The following is a 17,657-nucleotide window of genomic DNA, read 5'->3' as shown; positions in this document are numbered from 1 at the left end:
GAACACCGCTCTCCACACGAGATATATCTTGTGTGTCGGCGGGAACGAGATATATCGTGAGAACAGCGGACTTTGAACTGAACGCTGTTCAATGATAGAACAGCGCTCAGTTATTGGTGAACACTGTTCAGAAACTCAAGGAGGGGTGATGGCGAACACCGTCAGCACCGCGGCGTCCGAGGCGCCGGTGGATGAGGCGCCCGCGTACCGGTGGCGCTGGGCCGCTCTCTTCGTGATCCTCGCGGGCGAGATCATGGATCTGCTCGACGCGATGGTCACCAACATCGCGGCCCCGAGCATGCGCGCCGACCTGGGCGGATCGGAGTCCGTCATCCAGTGGCTGGGCGCCGCCTACACGCTGGCCATGGCCGTGGGCCTGATCACCGGCGGCCGGCTGGGCGACATCTTCGGGCGCAAGCGGATGTTCCTGATCGGGGCCGCCGGATTCACCGCGGGCTCCCTGCTGTGCGCCGTCGCGCAGTCGCCCGAGATGCTCATCGGAGCCCGGGTGGTGCAGGGCCTGTTCGGCGCGGTCATGCTGCCCCAGGGGCTCGGCATGATCAAGGAGATGTTCCCGCCGGCCGAGATGGGCAAGGCGTTCGGCATGTTCGGGCCGATGATGGGCCTGTCCGCCGTGGGCGGCCCGATCCTGGCCGGCTGGCTCGTGGAGGCCGACTACTGGGGAACCGGCTGGCGCATGATCTTCCTGGTCAACCTGCCGCTCGGCCTCGCCGCGCTGGCCGCCGGTCTGCGCTTCCTGCCCGAGTCGCGGTCGCCGCACCCGCTGCGGCTCGACCTGGGCGGCGTCGTCCTCGCCTCCCTGGGCGGCTTCCTGGTGATCTACCCCCTCGTGCAGGGGCGTGAGCACGACTGGCCGGCGTGGGCGTTCGTCATGCTCGCCGCCTCGGTGGTGGTCTTCGCCGCCTTCGGATGGTTCCAGTCCCGCAGGAGCCGCGCGGGCGGCGACCCGCTGATCGTGCCGAGCCTGTTCCGCAAGCGCGCGTTCACCGGCGGCCTGTTCACCGGGCTGGTGTTCTTCTCCGGCATGGCCGGGTTCATGCTGGCGTTCAACCTCTACTGCCAGATCGGGCTGCACTACTCCGCGCTGAAGGCCGGCCTGGTGATGGTCCCGTGGTCCGCCGGCATGATCGTCGGCTTCGGGGTCGCCCAGCCGCTGCAGAAGCTCGGGCGCCGGCTGCTGCACCTCGGCACGCTGGTCATGACGTTGGGGGTCCTCGGCGTCCTGCTCACGCTCACCGTCACCGGGACGCAGGTGACCGCCTGGCAGCTCGTCCCCGCCCTGCTGGTGAGCGGGGTCGGCATGGGCATGCTGATGTCGCCGTTCTTCGACATCGTCCTGGCCGGGGTGGAGGAGCACGAGACCGGCTCGGCCTCCGGCACGATGACCGCGGTCCAGCAGCTGGGCAACGCCTTCGGCGTGGCCCTGCTCGGCACGATCTTCTTCGACCTGCTCGGCGACCTGCCCACCGCCGCGAGCTTCGACCAGGCCATGAAGGTCACCCTCTGGGTCGTCGCCGGGATGCTCCTCGTGACGTTCGCGGTGGCGTTCCTCCTGCCCAGGCACGCCCGCGAGAACGCGGAGGCGACCCACTAGCGGGCACGACGGAGTCGCGGGCGGTCATGCCGGAGCGGGGCTCGGCGTGACCGCCTTTCCCTTCCCCCACGGTCTGGCCGCTGGCGCGTCAGCGCGGTGCGCCGCCGAGGATCCGGGCGGCGACCTCGGCGGTCGCGGGGCCGACGCCGAGGGCGAGGGCCTCGCGCAGATCCTCGATCGTGTCGACGTCCCGGCGCACCGAGGCGATCCCGGGCGGGGCCAGCTCCTTGGCCCCCCGCGAGAGGTGCCGGGCCCGCGACTCGCCGCCGAATCCCGGCCGGAAGGGCACGCCGGGCCGTACGCCGTAGAACGTGGTGCCGACCTCGGCGGCGTCGGGGACGAACGCCTGGTCGAACTCCGGCGCGGCCCCGAGCACCGTCTCCAGCTCCGCAGGCCGCAGGGCGGGCAGGTCGGCCTGCAGGGCGCCGACCGCGTCGCCCGGCGCGAGCCGTACGGCCTCCTCCGCGCCGGTCCGCAGGGCCGTGTTCAGGCCCCGGTCGGGATCGGCCACCACGTGGGCGCCCAGGGCGGCCAGCCGCCGCGCGGGCAGCGGGTCGGCCGTCACGACCACCACCCGCGCCACGAGGCGGCAGCGCAGCGCCGCCGCCACGGTGTCGAGGGCCACCGCCACCGCCAGGTCGGCCCGGTACGGCCCCGCCGCGGCGGCGAGCCGGGTCTTGGCCCGGATCAGGGTCTTCACCGGAACCACAATTGACCATCGCACCAGGGGCATGGTTGTAGCATCCCGCCTCGACATCGCGCATGGCCAACCGGGAGACTTGTCCCGGATTCTGGTGATTTTGGAGACCTTGTGAGCCACCCCAGCGACCCCGCACCCGACCCGAGCACTCCCGCACCCCGCGCCGCCGACGCCGGTTCCGGTCGTCCCCAAGGGATGGTGAGCCGGCGGGCCGGGCGGCCGCCCCGCCGGTGGGAGGCGCTCGCGGTCGTCGTCGTCAAGCCGATCTCCCGGCTGTTCGTACGGCGGAAGTGGCGTGGCGGGGAGAACATCCCGCGCACGGGAGGGCTGATCATCGCGGCCAACCACCTGTCGTGGTCCGACCCCGTGCTGCTCGCCCACTACCTCTACAACAACGGGCGGTGGCCGACGATCCTGGCCAAGGCCGGCCTCTTCCGGCTGCCCCTCCTCGGCCGCGCCGTCAGGCAGCTCCAGGCCATCCCGGTCGAGCGCAACAGCACCGAGGCCACGCGGTCGCTCAAGATCGCCGAAGAGCGGCTGCGGAACGGCGCCTGCATCATGTTCTATCCCGAGGGCACGATCAGCCGCGATCCCGAGATGTGGCCGATGGCGGGCAAGACCGGCGTCGCCCGGCTGGCCCTGACGAGCGGCGTGCCGGTCATCCCGATTGCCCACTGGGGCGCCCAGGAGCTGCTGCCGTACGGCGAGAAGAAGCCTCGCCTCCTGCCCCGCACGACCTTCCACGTCCTCGCCGGGCCGCCGGTCGACCTGTCCCGGTACGCCGGGCAGCCCCTGCGCGGCTCGGTCCTGCGCGACGCGACCGCGGACATCATGGCGGCCATCACCGCCCTGCTCGCCGAGATTCGGGATGAGAAGGCGCCAGAGGTCCCCTATGACCCGAAGAACGACTCCAACGGCTGACCGGAGCGTACGGTGAGGGGTGAGCGCGCGAGGCAAGAGGAGTGGTGCGTCCAGTGACCAGGGCGGCTGTGTTTGGTACGGGCTCGTGGGGCACCACGTTCGCGATGATCCTCGCCGAGGCGGGCACCACTCCGACCCTCTGGGGCAGGCGGGCGCAGATCGTCGACGCGATCAACGAGACCCGGGAGAACCCGGAGTACCTGCCGGGGACGCGGCTGCCCGACACCCTGCGCGCGACGACCGACCCCGCCGAGGCCATGGACGGCGCGGACTTCGTGGTCCTCGCCATCCCGTCCCAGACGCTGCGCGGCAACCTCCAGGTGTGGAAGCACCACATCCCGCCCGGGGCCGTGCTGGTCAGCCTGATGAAGGGCGTCGAACTCGGCACCTGCAAGCGGATGAGCGAGGTCGTCTGCGAGGTGGCGGAGGTGCCGGAGAGCCGGGTGGCCGTGGTCTCCGGGCCCAACCTGGTCCCCGAACTGGCCCGGCGGCAGCCCGCCGCGGCCGTCGTCGCCTGCACCGACGAGGAGGTGGCGGCCCGGCTGCAGGAGGCGTGCCACCTGCCGTGGTTCCGGACGTACACGAACCCGGACGTGGTCGGCGTCGAACTCGGCGGCGCGGTCAAGAACGTCATCGCGCTGGCCGTCGGCGTCGCGGCCGGCATGGGCCTGGGCGACAACGTGCGCGCCACGCTCATGACCCGGGGGCTCGCCGAGATCGCCCGGCTGGGCGCGGCGCTCGGCGCCGACCAGCACACCTTCGCGGGCCTCGCCGGCATGGGCGACCTCGTCGCGACCTGCACCTCGCCGCTGTCGCGCAACCGGACCTTCGGCGAGAACCTGGGCCGCGGGATGACGATGGCCGAGGTCGTCGCGGCCACGAAGCAGACCGCCGAGGGCGTCAAGTCGTGTGAGTCGGTGCTCGAACTGGCCAGGAAGCACGATGTGGAGATGCCGATCACCGAGGTGGTCGTGGGAGTCGTCCACGACGGCATGACCCCCGGAGAGGCCGCCGTGCTGCTCATGTCCCGCACGCCGAAACCGGAGCGCTACGGCGTCTGACCAGCCGTCCGGCTCTCCGCCGCGCGCGGCTGACAAGCCGTTATGCCCCTCGAACACGGTAGATTCGGGCATCATGAATGAGGATCGCGAGTCCCCGTCACGCGTGCGCGTGGCAGTCGTCTTCGGCGGGCGCAACTCCGAGCACGCCGTCTCGCTGATGGGCGCGGGCAGCGTGCTGCAGGCCATCGACCGGACGAAGTACGAGGTCGTCCCCATCGGCATCGCCCAGGACGGGCGCTGGGTGCTGGCCTCCGGCAGCCAGACGTACGCGATCGAGTCGGGCCGCCTCCCCGTCGTGGACGACTCGGGCACGGCGCTCGCGCTGCCCGCGGATTCGGGCGCGCTCGTGGCCCTGGAGCCCGGCGAGATCCCGCTCCCGCTCGGGCAGGTGGACGTCGTCTTCCCGGTCATGCACGGCCCGTTCGGCGAGGACGGGACCATCCAGGGCCTGCTGGAGATGGCCGGGGTCCGTTACGTCGGCTCGGGCGTGCTGGCCAGCGCGGTCGGGATGGACAAGGCGTACATGAAGCTCGTCCTGCGCGCCGCCGGCCTGCCGGTCGGCCCGTTCGTGGTCGTTCGGGACCGCGACTGGCGCCTCGACCGCGGCCGGGTGCTGAAGGAGATCGAGGAACTGGGCTGGCCGGTGTTCGTCAAGCCGTCCAGGGCCGGGTCGTCGCAGGGCATCTCCAAGGCGCACGATCCCGAGTCGCTGGAGCAGGCGATCGAGCGGGCCCGCGAGCACGACCCGAAGGTGCTGGTCGAGGCCGCCGTCGTCGGCCGGGAGATCGAGTGCGCGGTGCTGGAGTCGCCGGACGGCGCCGCTCCCGAGGCCAGCGTCCCCGGCGAGGTGCTGGTGCGGGGCGAGCGCGAGTTCTTCGACTTCGAGGCCAAGTATCACCCCGGCCAGATGGAGCTGCGGGCCCCGGCCGACATCCCCGCCGAGGTGGCCGAGACGATCCGGGCCATGGCGGTGCGCGCGTACGAGGCGCTCGGCTGCGAGGGACTGTCGAGGGTCGATTTCTTCTACACGCCGTCCGGGGAGCTGATCGTCAACGAGATCAACACCATGCCGGGCTTCACCTCGCTGTCGGTCGCGCCGCAGCTGTGGGCCGCCACCGGGCTGCCGTACGCCGACCTGGTGGACCGCCTGATCCAGCTCGCCCTGCGCCGCCCCGCCGGGCTGCGCTGACCGTGCCGTCCCGGCGGCTCGCGCCGGCCGTGCCGTCCCATGCGCCGGCTACTAGGGGACGTTCCGCTTGACCGGCCCGGCGAGATCGACCAGCACCGCGGCCGGTTGGTGGTTCTTGGCGATGGTGACCTCGACATACGCCACCCGGTTGACCGAGGTGAACAGCGTCGGCAGCCGGGGATCCTGGAACCAGCCGACGCCGTTGACGTCGACGACCTCGGCCGTGGGCTCCATCGCGGCCGGCCGGGGCACACCGCAGCGCAGGGCGATCTGGCCGTCGCCCCAGACGGCGACGTACGGCGAGGGCGGCTCGGAGCCGGCCCGGCCGAGCCCGTCGAGCGTCTCCGGCAGGGCCGCGCCGAGCCTGCGGCAGGCCGCCGCGGCCTCGCCGGCGGGCGTGGGCGGCTCCACGTGGACGGTGGACGAGCAGGCCGCGAGCAGGGCCAGCGTCACACCCGCCGCGGCCGTGCCCACCGCCGCGGGCCGCCTCGCCACGCGCATCGTCCCCCCGGTCGGTTCGCGGTCAGATGTGGACGATCGGACACGTCAGTGTACGAGTGATGCCCTGCACCGCCTGGATCTGGGCCACCACGAGCTTGCCGAGCTCGTCCACGTTGTTGGCCTGGGCGCGGACGATCACGTCGTAGGGGCCGGTGACATCCTCGGCCTGCGTCACCCCAGGGATGGACGAGATCTCCTCGGCCACGTTGGCCGCCCTGCCGACCTCGGTCTGGATAAGGATGTAGGCCTGCACCATGACGCCCTCCGGGTAGAGATCAGTGCCGGAGCGTAACCGTACCTCGGATGCACAAGGGGTGTGCTATCACAGTCGGAGAACTGGGCGAATTCGGAGTAATTCAGCGAATATCGGGACGGCTTACCCAGGGCGCGGCCGTACTGCTGGGCCCCGGTGACGACGCCGCGATCCTGCGCGCGCCCGACGGCCGGGTGGTGGTGAGCACGGACCTCCTGGTCGAGGGACGGCACTTCCGCCGCGACTGGTCGGGCGGCTACGACATCGGCCGCAAGGCGGCGGCGCAGAACCTCGCCGACATCGCCGCCATGGGGGCCGATCCCACCGCGCTGGTGGTCGGGCTCGGCCTGCCCCCGGACGCCGCCGCCGACTGGCTGGACGCGCTGACCGACGGCTTCCGCGACGAGTGCGACCTGGTGGGCGCGACCGTGGCGGGGGGCGACGTCACGCGTTCGGAGATCGTCGTGCTCGGGGTGACCGCGCTCGGGGACCTCGGCGGACGGCCGCCGGTGACCCGATCGGGCGCGCGGCCCGGGGACGTGGTCGCGGTGGCGGGACGTCTCGGTCACGCGGCGGCGGGTCTCGCCCTGCTCACGGCGGGGGCGGGCGCCGGGGCGCCGGAGTTGCGGGAGCTTCCGGAGGCGCACCGGCGCCCCCGGCCGCCGTACGCCTGCGGGCCCCGGGCCGCGCTGCTCGGCGCGACGGCCATGCTCGACGTGAGCGACGGCCTGCTGCAGGACCTCGGGCACGTCGCGGAGGCCTCGGGAGTGGCCGTCGCCCTGGACGCCGCCGCCCTGCCGGTGGCGGAGGTCCTGGCCGCGGCGGCCGGCGAACTGGGGGCCGACCCGCTGGAGTGGGTGCTGACCGGCGGCGACGACCACGCGCTCGCCGCGACCTTCCCTCCCGCCGTACGGCTGCCGCCGGAGTGGACGGTCATCGGCGAGGTCGAGCAGGGTCAGGGCGTCCGCGTGGACGGGCAGGTCAGGACGGTGGGGGGATGGGACCACTTCCGTGAATGATGTGAAATTTGTGACATATGTGTATTAGATCTGTTATTAAGTATGGCGGTCGGCGACAGAGAGGACCGCCATGGGCCGTCACGCGGCAGGACGAAACACCGGAGAAGGTCACCTCCCCGGGGAGGGGACGCCGGACGTGGGTGACCCCGGCGACCCGGAACCGGGGCCGGGCACCAGGACCTTCGCCGCGCTGTCTCCCGAGAGCCTGGCCTCCCACGACGACACCCCTCGCGGCTTCCTCGGCTCCGGCTGGAACGACCGGCCGGAGCCGCCGAAGCGCCTGCGGCGGATGGCCTTGGTGTCCGGCCTGTCGGTGCTGCTGGCCGTCGGGGTGACGACGGGCGGGGCGCGGCTGATGGCCGGGCGGACCACGCTGACCGTCGACCCGCCCCGGCAGGCCTGCGTGTCCACCGCGGACTGTGCCGCGAACAGCGCCCCCTCTCTCGGCGCGGGGGCGCCGCAGGAGACCGGCTCCGCCCCGCAGACAGGCGACGCGGCGGGAAGCACTGTGGGAGACGGAGCCGCGGACGGCCGGACCGGCGAGGACCCGGCACAGGGCGACACCGGTCCCGGCGCGTCACCCCGTCCCGACTCCCAGCCCGACTCCCAGCCCGATTCCGGCCCCGTCCCGGGCGCCGATCCGGGTCGTGGCCGGGAGAAGGCGCGGACCTCGTCCTCCGCCTCCCCGAAGCCGCGTGCCACGTCGCCCGCCCGGAACCGGAGCGGCGCGCGGACCGGCGCCGGATCCACGCCCGCCGACGTCGGCGCTCCCGCGACGGCCGACGCCCCCGGAGCGGGCGGCACGACGGGTGGCACGGACCCGGGCGGCCCCGTCGCCCTGGACACCTCGGAGCCGGACGAGGCGGGCTCGGCGAACTCGGACGGGGAGGCCCCGCACACCGACTCGGCCGCCCCAGCCGCCGCGCGGGGTGACGGCGCCGTCCGCGTGACCTACTCGGCGGCGGGCAGGCGCGGCGCGGCCTACACCGCCAGGCTCGCCGTACGCAACGAGGGCCCGGCGCTGTCCTCCTGGACGCTCCGGCTGCCGATCGGCGGGCGGGTGACGGCGGTGCAGGGCGCCTCCGGCTGGGAGCAGCAGGGGGACACCCTGGTCGTCACCGGCGAGTCGCTCGCCGAGGGCGGCGAGATCGGCGTCGCCTTCGACGCGGAGGGCGCCTCCCGCACCCCGGCCGAATGCTCACTCGCCGAAGGGAGCTGCGCCGTCGCGAGCGGCTCGTCCCGCCACCGTCACCGCTGACGCTCGCGCCCAGGTCCCGTGCCCCGGCGGCGGTCACCGAGGAGTGACGCGCCGCTGCGTGCCTCGCCGCCACCGCTGACCCCGCCGGGAGGTGCCTCGCCGGCGTGGTCGCCGAGGTGTGGTGTGCCGTCGTGGGCGGCTCGCCGCGCGTCACGGCGTGCGGTGAGGTCAGCGCCGGAGCCCGGGTGGCCGGGCCCGGGTGTACCCGCGAAGGGGCGCGGCTCGCGTCAAAGGGGACCTGGTTGGATGGTGGCCATGACCACCCCACCACGTGTTCTGACGATCGCGGGCTCCGACTCCGGCGGCGGCGCCGGCATCCAGGCCGACCTGAAGACCATGCTGGCCCTCGGCGTGCACGGCATGAGCGTGATCGCCGCGGTGACGGCGCAGAACTCGCTGGGCGTGCAGGGCTACTGGGAGCTGCCCCCGGAGGCGGTGCGGGCGCAGCTCGACTCGGTCCTCGGCGACATCGGAGCGCAGGCGATCAAGACGGGCATGCTGGCGTCGCCGGCGCTGGTGGAGACCGTCGCCGAGGTCCTCGCGGGCGTGGCCGTTCCCGTCGTGGTGGACCCCGTCGGCGTGTCCAAGCACGGCGACAGCCTGCTCCGGCCGGAGGCCGTGGAGACGGTCAGGAGGACGCTGCTGCCCACGGCGACCGTGGTCACCCCCAACCTGTGGGAGGTGGAGCAGCTCACGAACGTCAAGGTCGAAGACGAGGCCGACCTGCCCCGCGCCGCCGAGGCGGTGCTGGCGCTCGGCCCGAAGTGGGCGCTCATCAAGGGAGGGCATCTGCCCGGCGAGCCGGTCGACCTGCTGACCGACGGATCGGCCGAGCACCGCTTCACCGCCGAGCGGCTCGACAACCGGCACACCCACGGCACCGGCTGCACGCTCGCCTCCGCCATCGCGTCCTACCTCGCCCTCGGCGAGGACGTCCCCGGCGCCGTACGGCGGGCCAAGGAGTACGTCACGGGCGCGATCGCGCACGGGTTCCCGCTGGGCGCGGGCATCGGCCCCGTGGACCACGGCTGGCGAACGCGCGCGGACGTCTGAGCGGGATCACGCCGACCGCGCCCGTACCGTGGCGCGGCCGGCGGTCCGTCGCGTCACCGGTCCGGCGTGAGGAGAGGCTTGACGTCGAGGATCGGGGTCCCGTCGAGAGCTTCGAGGTTGCCGACCTGGACGCGCGTTCCGGCGATGGCGAGGATGCGGACCTCGTGCAGGCCGATCGGGTTGGGCCGGTCGGGACTGCGGGTGGTGAAGACGCCGGCGCGCGGACGCGTGGCGTCGCCGCGCGGGTGGACGGCGAGCGTGTCGCGGTCAGCACGGTCGAGCCAGGTGAGCAGGAGCACGTCGGTGCCCGGCGACAGGCCCTCCAGGGCGGACGCGTACCACTCGTCGAAGACGAGCCAGGCGCCGGGGGCGCCTTCGTCGGCTTGCAGGGGTGCCGCCGCTCGGTCGGTGAGGGGCGACTCCACTCGCCCGATCACGCGCAGCGTGTATTCGCTCAACAGCCCGAACCCTTCCTGGCTCGCCGATGTCCCGGGAGTGCGAGAGCCCGCCACCGAACCGGTGGCGGGCTCTCGCGGAGTCACACGGTCAGCGGGTGACCTTGCCCGCCTTGATGCAGGAGGTGCAGACGTTCATCCGCTTCGGCGTCCCGTTGACCACCGCGCGCACGGTCTGGATGTTGGGGTTCCAGCGGCGGCGGGTGCGGCGGTGCGAGTGGGAGATGTTGTTGCCGAAAATCGGCTTCTTGGCGCAGACGTCGCAGACGGAAGCCACGGTAATCGCTCCTTTGAATCAGTCGATCGGCCCGGCGCCGGTGCAGCGGCTCATCCGAGCAATGCCGGGACAACCGGCTGGCCACACGAGGATATCCGATGTGCGCCGGTCCACGCCAAACGGGAGCCCGGCGAACGGGGATAGTCTCGTACCCGCCAACGGTAGCGCATCGCGGGGCCGGGGCGCGCGGAAGGAAGGACGGCGGATGCTCAAGGAGCTCGATCCCCCCGCCGTACGGCGCTGGTCCCGGCACTGCGCCACGTCGCTCGGCCGGGCCAGGGCGGAGATCGACGCGCTCAACGTCTTTCCCGTGCCGGACGGGGACACGGGGACGAACCTGCACCTCACGCTCCTGTCCGCGGCCGACGCGCTGGACGCGCTGCCCCCGGGCGCGGATGCCGGCGCCACCTGGGCGGCGCTGGCACGCGGGGCGCTGCTCGGCGCGCGGGGCAACTCCGGCGTGATCGTCAGCCAGGCGCTCAAGGGGCTGGCCGACACGCTCGGCCCGGCCCGGGGCGACGGCGCCGGCCTGCGCGCCGGCCTCGTGAGAGCGGCCGAGACGGCCAGGGCGGCGGTGGCCAGGCCGGTGGAGGGCACCCTGCTCACCGTGCTGTCCGCCGCCGCGCGGGCCGTACGGGACGCGCCGGACGACCTGGCCGGGGTGGCCCGCCTGGCGGCGGACGAGGCACGGCGGGCGCTGCGCCGCACGACCGGGCAGCTCGACGTGCTGTCCCGCAACGGGGTGGTCGACGCGGGCGCGGCCGGGCTGGTGATCGTCCTGGAGAGCCTGGCCGAGGTGGTGACCGAGGCGTACAGCGAGCGGCACGAGGTGCCCGCCCCGGCCGGTCGGGTCGCGCCGGAGGCCCGTGTTGAAGTCGCGCCGGGGGCCCGTGGGAGCATCGCGGAGGAGGAGGCGGGGCGGCGGCACGGGGACGGCCCCGGTTACGAGGTCATGTACCTCCTGGACGCGGGCGCGGACGAGGTGGGCCGGCTGAGGGCGGAGCTGGACGCGCTCGGGGACAGCCTCGTGATCGTCGGCGGGGAGGACCTGTGGAACGTTCACGTCCACGTGGACGACGCGGGCGCGGCCGTCGAGGCCGGGCTGCGGGCCGGGCGCCCGCACCGGATCAAGGTCACCTGGCTCGGGGGACGGCCGCACGAGCCGGGCCCGGCCAGGGGAGTGGTCGCGGTCGCCGCCGGAGACGGCCTGGCGGGCCTGTTCGCGGAGGCGGGAGCGGTGGTCGTACGGCGCGAGCCGGGGTCGGTGCCGCCGGTCGCCGCGCTGGTGCGGGCGATCCGCGGGGCCGGCGCCGAGGTCGCGGTACTGCCCAACGACGCCGCCGTGTACGACGTGGCCGTGGCCGCCGCCGAGATCGCCAGGGAGGAGGGCGCGACCGTCAGCGTCCTGCCCACCCGGGCCTCTGTGCAGGGCCTCGCCGCGCTGGCCGTGCACGACGCCCTCCGCCGGTTCGACGACGACGTCGTGGCGATGACCGACGCGGCCGGGCACACCCGCCACGGGCACGTGTGGGTGGCCGACCGGGCGGCGGTGACCAGTGTGGGCCTGTGCCGTCCCGGCGAGGTCCTCGGCGTGGTGGACGGCGAGGTCGCGCTGATCGGCGCGGACCTGGCGGAGACCGCCGTCGAGGTCGCCCGGCGCCTGGTGTCGGGCGGCACCGAGATGGTCACGCTGGTCGTCGGCGCGGGCGCCCCGCCCGAGGTCCCGCGGGCCGTCGAGGACCACCTGGAGCGGACGCGGCCCGACCTGGAGATCGTTGTCTACGAGGGCGGGCAGGGCGGGTATCCCCTCCTGATCGGCGCCGAGTGAGCCCGATTGTCGGCGCGTACGGGTAGTAATGAGTGTCGTGACGAGCTTCGACGAGCCGCTCAAGAAGGCGGTCGGCAGGTCCGCCGCCCCGCTGGAGAGCGCGCTGGGCATCAGCACGGTCGGCGAACTGCTGCGCCACTATCCGCGGCGCTACGCCCAGCGGGGTGAGCTGACGTCGATCGCGTCGCTGGAGCACGACGAGCACGTGACCGTGGTCGCCAAGGTGTCGTCCGCGGTCCGCCGGCCGATGAAGAACCGGCAGGGCACCTGGCTCGACATGGTGGTGACGGACGGCAGGGAGCGGCTGCACCTGGCCTTCTTCGGCAAGGGCGCCTATGTCGCCGAGCAGCGGCTCCCGCCGGGCACCGAGGCGATGTTCTCGGGGAAGGTCAACGTCTTCGTCGCCGGGAAGTCCCGGCGCGTCTCGCTCACCCATCCCGAGTACGAGTCGTTCGACGAGACGGCGGAGACGGCCGAGGAGTTCGCCTCCGCGCTGGTGCCGATCTATCCCTCGGCCCAGGGGCTGCCGAGCTGGAAGATCCGCCGGGCCGTGCAGACCGTGCTCGACGTGCTCAGCCTGGACGACCCCGTCCCCGGCGAGCTGCGGGAGCGGCTGGGCCTGCTGCCGATCGAGGACGCTCTGCGCCTGGTCCACCGGCCGCGCGGCCAGGGGGACGTCGCGCGGGCCCATGATCGGCTGAAGTTCGACGAGGCGTTCGTGCTGCAGGCCGTCCTGGTGCGGCGGCGGATCGAGGCCTCCGCGTGGGCCGCCACACCACGCGCCCCGCGCGACGGCGGGCTGCTCGGGGAGTTCGACAAGCGGCTGCCGTTCGAGCTCACCGAGGGGCAGCGGCGGGTCGGCGAGGAGATCGCGGCCGACCTCGCCCGCGCGCACCCCATGCACCGGCTCCTGCAGGGCGAGGTCGGCGCGGGCAAGACCGTGGTCGCGCTGCGCGCGATGCTCCAGGTGGTCGACTCCGGCGGCCAGGCCGTGCTGCTCGCTCCCACCGAGGTGCTCGCCCAGCAGCACCACCGGTCGATCGTGGCCATGCTGGGCGATCTCGCGGGCGGCGGCATGCTCGGCGGCACGGCGGTCGCGCTGCTCACCGGGTCCATGGGTGCGGCGGCGCGCAGGAGCGCGCTGCTCGACGCGGCCTCCGGCACGGCCGGCATCGTGATCGGCACCCATGCCGTGCTCCAGGAGCATGTCCAGTTCTTCGATCTCGGGCTGGTCGTGGTCGACGAGCAGCACAGGTTCGGCGTCGAGCAGCGCGACGCGCTGCGCGAGAAGGGCGGCGGCGGGCGGCCCCACGTGCTGGTCATGACGGCGACGCCGATCCCGCGCACCGTCGCGATGACCGTGTTCGGCGACCTGGAGGTCTCCACGCTGTCCCAGCTTCCCTCCGGCCGCGCCCCGATCACCACGCACGTGGTGCCCGCCGCCGAGAAGCCCCACTACCTCGACCGGGCGTGGCAGCGGGTCCGCGAGGAGACCGGCCTCGGCCGCCAGGCGTACGTGGTGTGCCCGCGGATCGGCGACCAGGAGGGCGACGAGGGCGACCTGGCGAAGGCCGACGACGAGCGCCGGCCGCCCCTGGCGGTGCTCGACGTCGCGCGGACGCTCGCGGAGGGGCCCCTCGCCGGGCTGCGGATCGAGGCGCTGCACGGCAAGCTGGCGCCCGAGGACAAGGACGCGGTGATGCGCGCCTTCGCCCGGGGGGAGATCGACGTCCTGGTGGCGACCACGGTCATCGAGGTCGGCGTCGACGTCCCCAACTCGTCGGTCATGGTCATCATGGACGCCGACCGCTTCGGCGTCTCCCAGCTGCACCAGCTGCGCGGCCGGGTCGGACGGGGCGGCCTGCCCGGGCTGTGCCTGCTGGTGAGCGAGGCGCCGGAGGGCACCGCGGCGCGGCGCAGGCTCGACGCGGTGGCGACGACCCTCGACGGCTTCGAGCTGTCCCGGGTCGACCTGGAGCAGCGCCGGGAGGGCGACGTGCTCGGCGCCGCCCAGTCCGGGCGCAGGTCGTCGCTCAAGCTGCTGCAGTTGCTGCGGGACGAGGACGTCATCGAGGCCGCCCGCGCCGAGGCGACCTCGCTGCTGTCCGCCGACCCCGGGCTGTCGGGCCACCCGGCGCTGCGCGCCGAGATCGACGCCCTGGTCTCCGACGAACGCGCCGAGTTCCTGGAGAAGGCCTGACCGGCCCGATCGGCAGTCCGGCGGCGTGGGGCTCGATGGAAGCCCGGGGAAAGCCTGGGAGAGCCGGGGAAGCCGGAGGAAATTGGAACGGGCGCCGTGCGAACACGACGCCCGTGTGACGACCCAGAGCCCGGCTCAGGGGACGGCCTCCCCCCGAATGCCGTCCCCGGCCGGGCCCGCCTCCGGGTCAGGTGCCGGAGGCGCCGACGTGCGGAAGGGCTCACGATCACGCCGGCCGGCCTCCCGCTGGGTCACCGTGGAGGCCGCAGAACTCATGATGCGCATGGGACAGGGCCAGGGATACGGCTCTTACCCTTTCCTCGCCGCCGCTTGCCCACTCTTGACCGGGCCGATCTACGCCCGGCCCGTCGCCGGAGTGCCGCGGCGGCCGTCGCGGGCGGGACAATGAGGACGTGACGCGGGTGATCGCAGGGACGGCGGGGGGCCGCAGGCTGGCCGTCCCGCCGGGGAGATCGACCAGGCCGACGAGCGACCGCACCCGGGAGGGGGTGTTCGCGACGGTCGGCTCCACGCTCGGGCCGCTGGACGGGACCCGGGCGCTCGACCTGTACGCCGGGTCGGGCGCCGTGGGCCTGGAGGCGCTGAGCCGGGGGGCCGCTCACGCGCTGCTGGTCGAGTCGGACGCCAGGGCCGCGCGGACGATCAGGGAGAACATCGCGTCGCTCGGGCTGCCGGGGGCGTTCCTGCGGGCCGAGAAGGTCGAGCGGGTGGTCGGCCGCCCGTGCGAGGAGCCGTACGACTTCGTCTTCGCCGACCCGCCCTACGCGGTCTCGGACGAGGCCGTCTCGCGGGTGCTCGCGGCGCTGCGCGACAACGGCTGGCTGGCGGAGGGCGCGCTGGTCGCCGTCGAGCGGGAGTCCAGGGGTAAGGACCTGGTGTGGCCGGAGGGATTCACCGAGGACAGGGTCCGCCGGTACGGCGAAGCGGCCGTTTGGTACGGTCGCGCCGCCGGGAACCCGTGAATCTATGGGGGTGCGCGTTGCGTCGCGTCGTCTGCCCGGGGTCGTTCGATCCCGTCACCAACGGACATCTGGACATCATCGGCCGGACGTCACGGCTGTACGACGAGGTCGTCGTGGCCGTGTTGATCAACATCGAGAAGCGCAGCCTGTTCACCGTCGACGAGCGCATCGAGATGCTCCAGGCGGTGACGAAGGAGTACGGCAACATCCGGGTCGAGAAGTTCCACGGTCTGCTGGTGGACTTCTGCAGGCAGCAGGGCATCCCGGCCATCGTGAAGGGCCTGCGGGCGGTCAGCGACTTCGACTACGAGCTGCAGATGGCCCAGCTCAACTATCGGATGTCGGGGGTGGAGACGCTGTTCATGTCCACCAACCCGGAGTACTCGTTCCTGTCGTCGAGCCGGCTCAAGGAGATCGCCCGGTACGGCGGCGACGTGTCGGGCCTGGTCCCGGACCTCGTCCACCAGCTGCTCATCGAGCGGCTCAGAGGCTGAACGGGGCTGGTATTCTTGCCTTTCAGCCTTGCACGACGGCGGTAGTTCGCCATGCCTAACGAGAGCAGGATGAGTCTGCGCAGCCTCGATCCCCGTGCCCCCTGGGTGATTTCCACCCATGATCTGGGACGCCGACCGGGATCGATGCGCACCCTCGCCCCGACTCTCCCGGCGCCGGTGGACCTCGCGGTCGGAATGATCGGCGTTCCCAAGGACGCCGACGTCGAGCTGGACATCCGGCTCGAGGCGGTGATGGAGGGCGTGCTCGTGACGGGCACGGCGCAGGCTCCCCTCACGGGGGAGTGCTCGCGTTGCCTGGACCCGTTGACCTCGGAGATCGAGGTCGACTTCCAGGAGCTCTACTTCTACTCGGCGGAGGACGCCGGAGAGGACGATCTGCTCCTCGACGGCGAACTGCTCGATCTCGAGCCGGTATTCCGTGACGCGGTGGTGCTCGCACTGCCGCTGAGCCCGGTGTGCGGTGAAGACTGCCCCGGTCTCTGCGCGGAGTGCGGAGTCAGGCTGGCGGAAGCCGGCCCGGGCCACCGGCACGAGACGGCCGACCCCCGCTGGGCGGCGCTGCAGGGTTTGGTTGTGGAACAGGAAGACGATCAGGAGGGTTGACGTGGCCGTCCCCAAGCGGAGAATGTCGCGGAGCAACACCCGCGCCCGCAGGTCCCAGTGGAAGGCGGCGGCAGTCGCACTCGTGAGCTGCCCGCAGTGCCGCTCGCCCAAGCGCCCGCACGTGGCGTGCCCGACCTGCGGCACCTACAACCGCCGTCAGGTCGTCGAGCCGTCGGCCTGATCGCGCGCAAGCTGCCGCGAGCACGGCCCGGAGACCCGTCTCCGGGCCGCGCACAGTAATCGGGACGCCGGCCGGATCGTCAACAGGACCCGGCCGGCGTTACCGTTCTTCGAGGAACGTGCGGCGGTAGGACGGTAGACACGCACCGGCATGCACGCCCGCGGCCGTGGTGGACGCCGGGGCCATCGGCTCCCGGCGGACCGGCGTCCACCACGCCTTCGGGCCATCGGCGGATCCACCTGCCTCCCGCGCACGGACCTGTCCCGCGCAGGAGTTGGGAGGAATCCATGGCCGCACCATCGGCGAAACCCGTGCCCGTCGAGATCGCCAGAGACGAGCTTCACCAGTTGCTGGACGTCCGGCTCACCACCGGAATCCTGGAGCGGGCGCTGACGCACCGCTCGTACGCGTACGAGAACGGCGGGCTGCCGACCAACGAGCGCCTGGAGTTCCTGGGTGACTCGGTGCTCGGCCTGGTGGTGACGGACACGCTGTACCGCAACCACCCGGACCTGCCGGAGGGCCAGCTCGCGAAGCTGCGCGCCGCCGTGGTCAACATGCGGGCGCTCGCGGACGTCGCCAGGACGCTCGACCTCGGCAAGTACCTGCGGCTCGGCCGCGGCGAGGAGGGCACCGGCGGACGGGACAAGTCCTCCATCCTGGCCGACACGCTGGAGGCCCTGATCGGCACCGTGTACGTCGACAAGGGCCTGGACGAGGCGTTCCGCGTCGTCCACCTGCTGTTCGACCCGCTCATCACGCGGTCGGCGTCGCTCGGCGCCGGGCTCGACTGGAAGACGTCCCTGCAGGAGCTCACCGCCGCCGAGATGCTCGGCGTGCCGGAGTACCACGTCGACGAGAGCGGGCCCGACCACGCCAAGTCCTTCTCGGCCGTCGTGCGCGTGGGCGGCAAGGAGTACGGCAAGGGCGCCGGGCGCAGCAAGAAGGAGGCCGAGCAGCAGGCGGCCGAGGCGGCCTGGACCGCGATCCGCGCGATGCGCGACGCCCGCGAGGGCGCCGGCCCCGTCCGCGCCTGACCCCGCCC

General features: G+C 73.1%; 19 protein-coding genes. 14 read left to right on the top strand and 5 right to left on the bottom strand.

What is annotated here, in order from left to right:
- Positions 1-148: 148 nt before the first annotated feature.
- Positions 149-1,615 carry an MFS transporter gene (locus tag HHX37_RS16260; RefSeq protein ID WP_182885918.1) on the top strand — a complete coding sequence of 489 codons (1,467 nt, stop codon included), beginning with the start codon at positions 149-151 and terminating at the stop codon, positions 1,613-1,615.
- Positions 1,616-1,703: 88 nt separating this feature from the next.
- Here HHX37_RS16260 and cofC read toward each other — a convergent pair whose 3' ends face one another.
- Positions 1,704-2,348, bottom strand: a complete 645-nt coding sequence (cofC, locus tag HHX37_RS16255) for a 2-phospho-L-lactate guanylyltransferase (RefSeq protein ID WP_182885917.1) — start codon at positions 2,346-2,348, stop codon at positions 1,704-1,706.
- A 78-nt stretch (positions 2,349-2,426) separates the two neighbouring features.
- Between cofC and HHX37_RS16250 the strand changes: the two genes are divergently transcribed.
- The 3 genes from HHX37_RS16250 to HHX37_RS16240 all read left to right on the top strand — a co-directional run bounded on the left by HHX37_RS16250 (position 2,427) and on the right by HHX37_RS16240 (position 5,486).
- Positions 2,427-3,236 (top strand): lysophospholipid acyltransferase family protein, encoded by an 810-nt coding sequence (locus HHX37_RS16250; protein WP_310740398.1) that lies wholly within the window; start codon positions 2,427-2,429, stop codon positions 3,234-3,236.
- A gap of 53 nt (positions 3,237-3,289) precedes the next feature.
- Positions 3,290-4,297 carry an NAD(P)H-dependent glycerol-3-phosphate dehydrogenase gene (locus HHX37_RS16245; protein ID WP_138462887.1) on the top strand — a complete coding sequence of 336 codons (1,008 nt, stop codon included), beginning with the start codon at positions 3,290-3,292 and terminating at the stop codon, positions 4,295-4,297.
- A 73-nt stretch (positions 4,298-4,370) separates the two neighbouring features.
- Positions 4,371-5,486, top strand: a complete 1,116-nt coding sequence (locus HHX37_RS16240) for a D-alanine--D-alanine ligase family protein (RefSeq protein WP_138462888.1) — start codon at positions 4,371-4,373, stop codon at positions 5,484-5,486.
- A gap of 51 nt (positions 5,487-5,537) precedes the next feature.
- Here the strand turns inward: HHX37_RS16240 and HHX37_RS16235 are convergent, their stop codons facing one another.
- Both HHX37_RS16235 and HHX37_RS16230 read right to left on the bottom strand, forming a co-directional pair.
- On the bottom strand, positions 5,538-5,981 hold the full coding sequence (locus tag HHX37_RS16235; RefSeq protein WP_310740397.1) for a DUF3515 domain-containing protein: 444 nt from the start codon (positions 5,979-5,981) through the stop codon (positions 5,538-5,540).
- A gap of 28 nt (positions 5,982-6,009) precedes the next feature.
- Entirely contained in the window at positions 6,010-6,243 is a 234-nt protein-coding gene (locus tag HHX37_RS16230) for an Lrp/AsnC family transcriptional regulator (protein ID WP_169984188.1), read from the bottom strand.
- 47 nt (positions 6,244-6,290) lie between these two features.
- Between HHX37_RS16230 and HHX37_RS16225 the strand changes: the two genes are divergently transcribed.
- The 3 genes from HHX37_RS16225 to thiD all read left to right on the top strand — a co-directional run bounded on the left by HHX37_RS16225 (position 6,291) and on the right by thiD (position 9,570).
- Positions 6,291-7,259, top strand: a complete 969-nt coding sequence (locus tag HHX37_RS16225; RefSeq protein WP_182881381.1) for a thiamine-phosphate kinase — start codon at positions 6,291-6,293, stop codon at positions 7,257-7,259.
- Between the two features lie 136 nt (positions 7,260-7,395).
- On the top strand, positions 7,396-8,517 hold the full coding sequence (locus HHX37_RS16220) for a hypothetical protein (RefSeq protein WP_182885915.1): 1,122 nt from the start codon (positions 7,396-7,398) through the stop codon (positions 8,515-8,517).
- 255 nt (positions 8,518-8,772) lie between these two features.
- Positions 8,773-9,570, top strand: a complete 798-nt coding sequence (gene thiD / locus HHX37_RS16215; protein WP_396775802.1) for a bifunctional hydroxymethylpyrimidine kinase/phosphomethylpyrimidine kinase — start codon at positions 8,773-8,775, stop codon at positions 9,568-9,570.
- 53 nt (positions 9,571-9,623) lie between these two features.
- Here the strand turns inward: thiD and tsaA are convergent, their stop codons facing one another.
- Together tsaA and rpmB are read right to left on the bottom strand one after the other, a co-directional pair.
- Positions 9,624-10,028, bottom strand: coding sequence for a tRNA (N6-threonylcarbamoyladenosine(37)-N6)-methyltransferase TrmO (tsaA, locus tag HHX37_RS16210; protein ID WP_182885914.1), 405 nt, complete (start codon positions 10,026-10,028; stop codon positions 9,624-9,626).
- An 88-nt stretch (positions 10,029-10,116) separates the two neighbouring features.
- Positions 10,117-10,302 carry a 50S ribosomal protein L28 gene (rpmB, locus tag HHX37_RS16205; protein ID WP_030506042.1) on the bottom strand — a complete coding sequence of 62 codons (186 nt, stop codon included), beginning with the start codon at positions 10,300-10,302 and terminating at the stop codon, positions 10,117-10,119.
- Between the two features lie 205 nt (positions 10,303-10,507).
- Here rpmB and HHX37_RS16200 point away from each other — a divergent pair, with 205 nt between their 5' ends.
- The 7 genes from HHX37_RS16200 (at position 10,508) to rnc (ending at position 17,649) form a co-directional block, all read left to right on the top strand.
- On the top strand, positions 10,508-12,130 hold the full coding sequence (locus tag HHX37_RS16200) for a DAK2 domain-containing protein (RefSeq protein WP_182885913.1): 1,623 nt from the start codon (positions 10,508-10,510) through the stop codon (positions 12,128-12,130).
- 37 nt (positions 12,131-12,167) lie between these two features.
- A complete protein-coding gene (recG, locus tag HHX37_RS16195; RefSeq protein ID WP_111698195.1) occupies positions 12,168-14,330 on the top strand; it encodes an ATP-dependent DNA helicase RecG in 2,163 nt (720 codons plus the stop codon).
- A gap of 413 nt (positions 14,331-14,743) precedes the next feature.
- The gene (gene rsmD, locus HHX37_RS16190) at positions 14,744-15,313 is read left to right on the top strand and encodes a 16S rRNA (guanine(966)-N(2))-methyltransferase RsmD (protein WP_138462893.1); all 570 of its coding nucleotides are present in this window, start codon (positions 14,744-14,746) and stop codon (positions 15,311-15,313) included.
- Positions 15,314-15,330: 17 nt separating this feature from the next.
- Positions 15,331-15,807 carry a pantetheine-phosphate adenylyltransferase gene (gene coaD, locus HHX37_RS16185; RefSeq protein WP_111698171.1) on the top strand — a complete coding sequence of 159 codons (477 nt, stop codon included), beginning with the start codon at positions 15,331-15,333 and terminating at the stop codon, positions 15,805-15,807.
- A 69-nt stretch (positions 15,808-15,876) separates the two neighbouring features.
- Positions 15,877-16,431 carry a YceD family protein gene (locus HHX37_RS16180; protein WP_182885912.1) on the top strand — a complete coding sequence of 185 codons (555 nt, stop codon included), beginning with the start codon at positions 15,877-15,879 and terminating at the stop codon, positions 16,429-16,431.
- A 1-nt stretch (position 16,432) separates the two neighbouring features.
- Positions 16,433-16,612 carry a 50S ribosomal protein L32 gene (rpmF, locus tag HHX37_RS16175; RefSeq protein WP_111698173.1) on the top strand — a complete coding sequence of 60 codons (180 nt, stop codon included), beginning with the start codon at positions 16,433-16,435 and terminating at the stop codon, positions 16,610-16,612.
- A gap of 287 nt (positions 16,613-16,899) precedes the next feature.
- Complete coding sequence (gene rnc, locus HHX37_RS16170; protein WP_182881387.1) at positions 16,900-17,649, top strand: ribonuclease III; 750 nt, start codon at positions 16,900-16,902, stop codon at positions 17,647-17,649.
- Positions 17,650-17,657 lie beyond the last annotated feature (8 nt).

The sequence above is a fragment of the Microbispora sp. H10885 genome (assembly GCF_014161415.1).
Taxonomy (GTDB): Bacteria; Actinomycetota; Actinomycetes; order Streptosporangiales; family Streptosporangiaceae; genus Microbispora; species Microbispora triticiradicis.
The sequence above is the reverse complement of the archived record's forward strand: the minus strand, read 5'-3'. Positions and strand labels throughout refer to the sequence as shown.

What these genes read in the sequence shown, in the direction of transcription:
- HHX37_RS16260 (WP_182885918.1), top strand. Translation starts at nt 149, where the DNA reads ATGGCGAACACCGTCAGCACCGCGGCGTCCGAGGCGCCGGTGGATGAG.
- cofC (WP_182885917.1), bottom strand. Translation starts at nt 2,348, where the DNA reads ATGCCCCTGGTGCGATGGTCAATTGTGGTTCCGGTGAAGACCCTGATC.
- HHX37_RS16240 (WP_138462888.1), top strand. Translation starts at nt 4,371, where the DNA reads ATGAATGAGGATCGCGAGTCCCCGTCACGCGTGCGCGTGGCAGTCGTC.
- HHX37_RS16230 (WP_169984188.1), bottom strand. Translation starts at nt 6,243, where the DNA reads ATGGTGCAGGCCTACATCCTTATCCAGACCGAGGTCGGCAGGGCGGCC.
- HHX37_RS16225 (WP_182881381.1), top strand. Translation starts at nt 6,291, where the DNA reads ATGCACAAGGGGTGTGCTATCACAGTCGGAGAACTGGGCGAATTCGGA.
- thiD (WP_396775802.1), top strand. Translation starts at nt 8,773, where the DNA reads ATGACCACCCCACCACGTGTTCTGACGATCGCGGGCTCCGACTCCGGC.
- HHX37_RS16200 (WP_182885913.1), top strand. Translation starts at nt 10,508, where the DNA reads ATGCTCAAGGAGCTCGATCCCCCCGCCGTACGGCGCTGGTCCCGGCAC.
- HHX37_RS16180 (WP_182885912.1), top strand. Translation starts at nt 15,877, where the DNA reads ATGAGTCTGCGCAGCCTCGATCCCCGTGCCCCCTGGGTGATTTCCACC.
- rnc (WP_182881387.1), top strand. Translation starts at nt 16,900, where the DNA reads ATGGCCGCACCATCGGCGAAACCCGTGCCCGTCGAGATCGCCAGAGAC.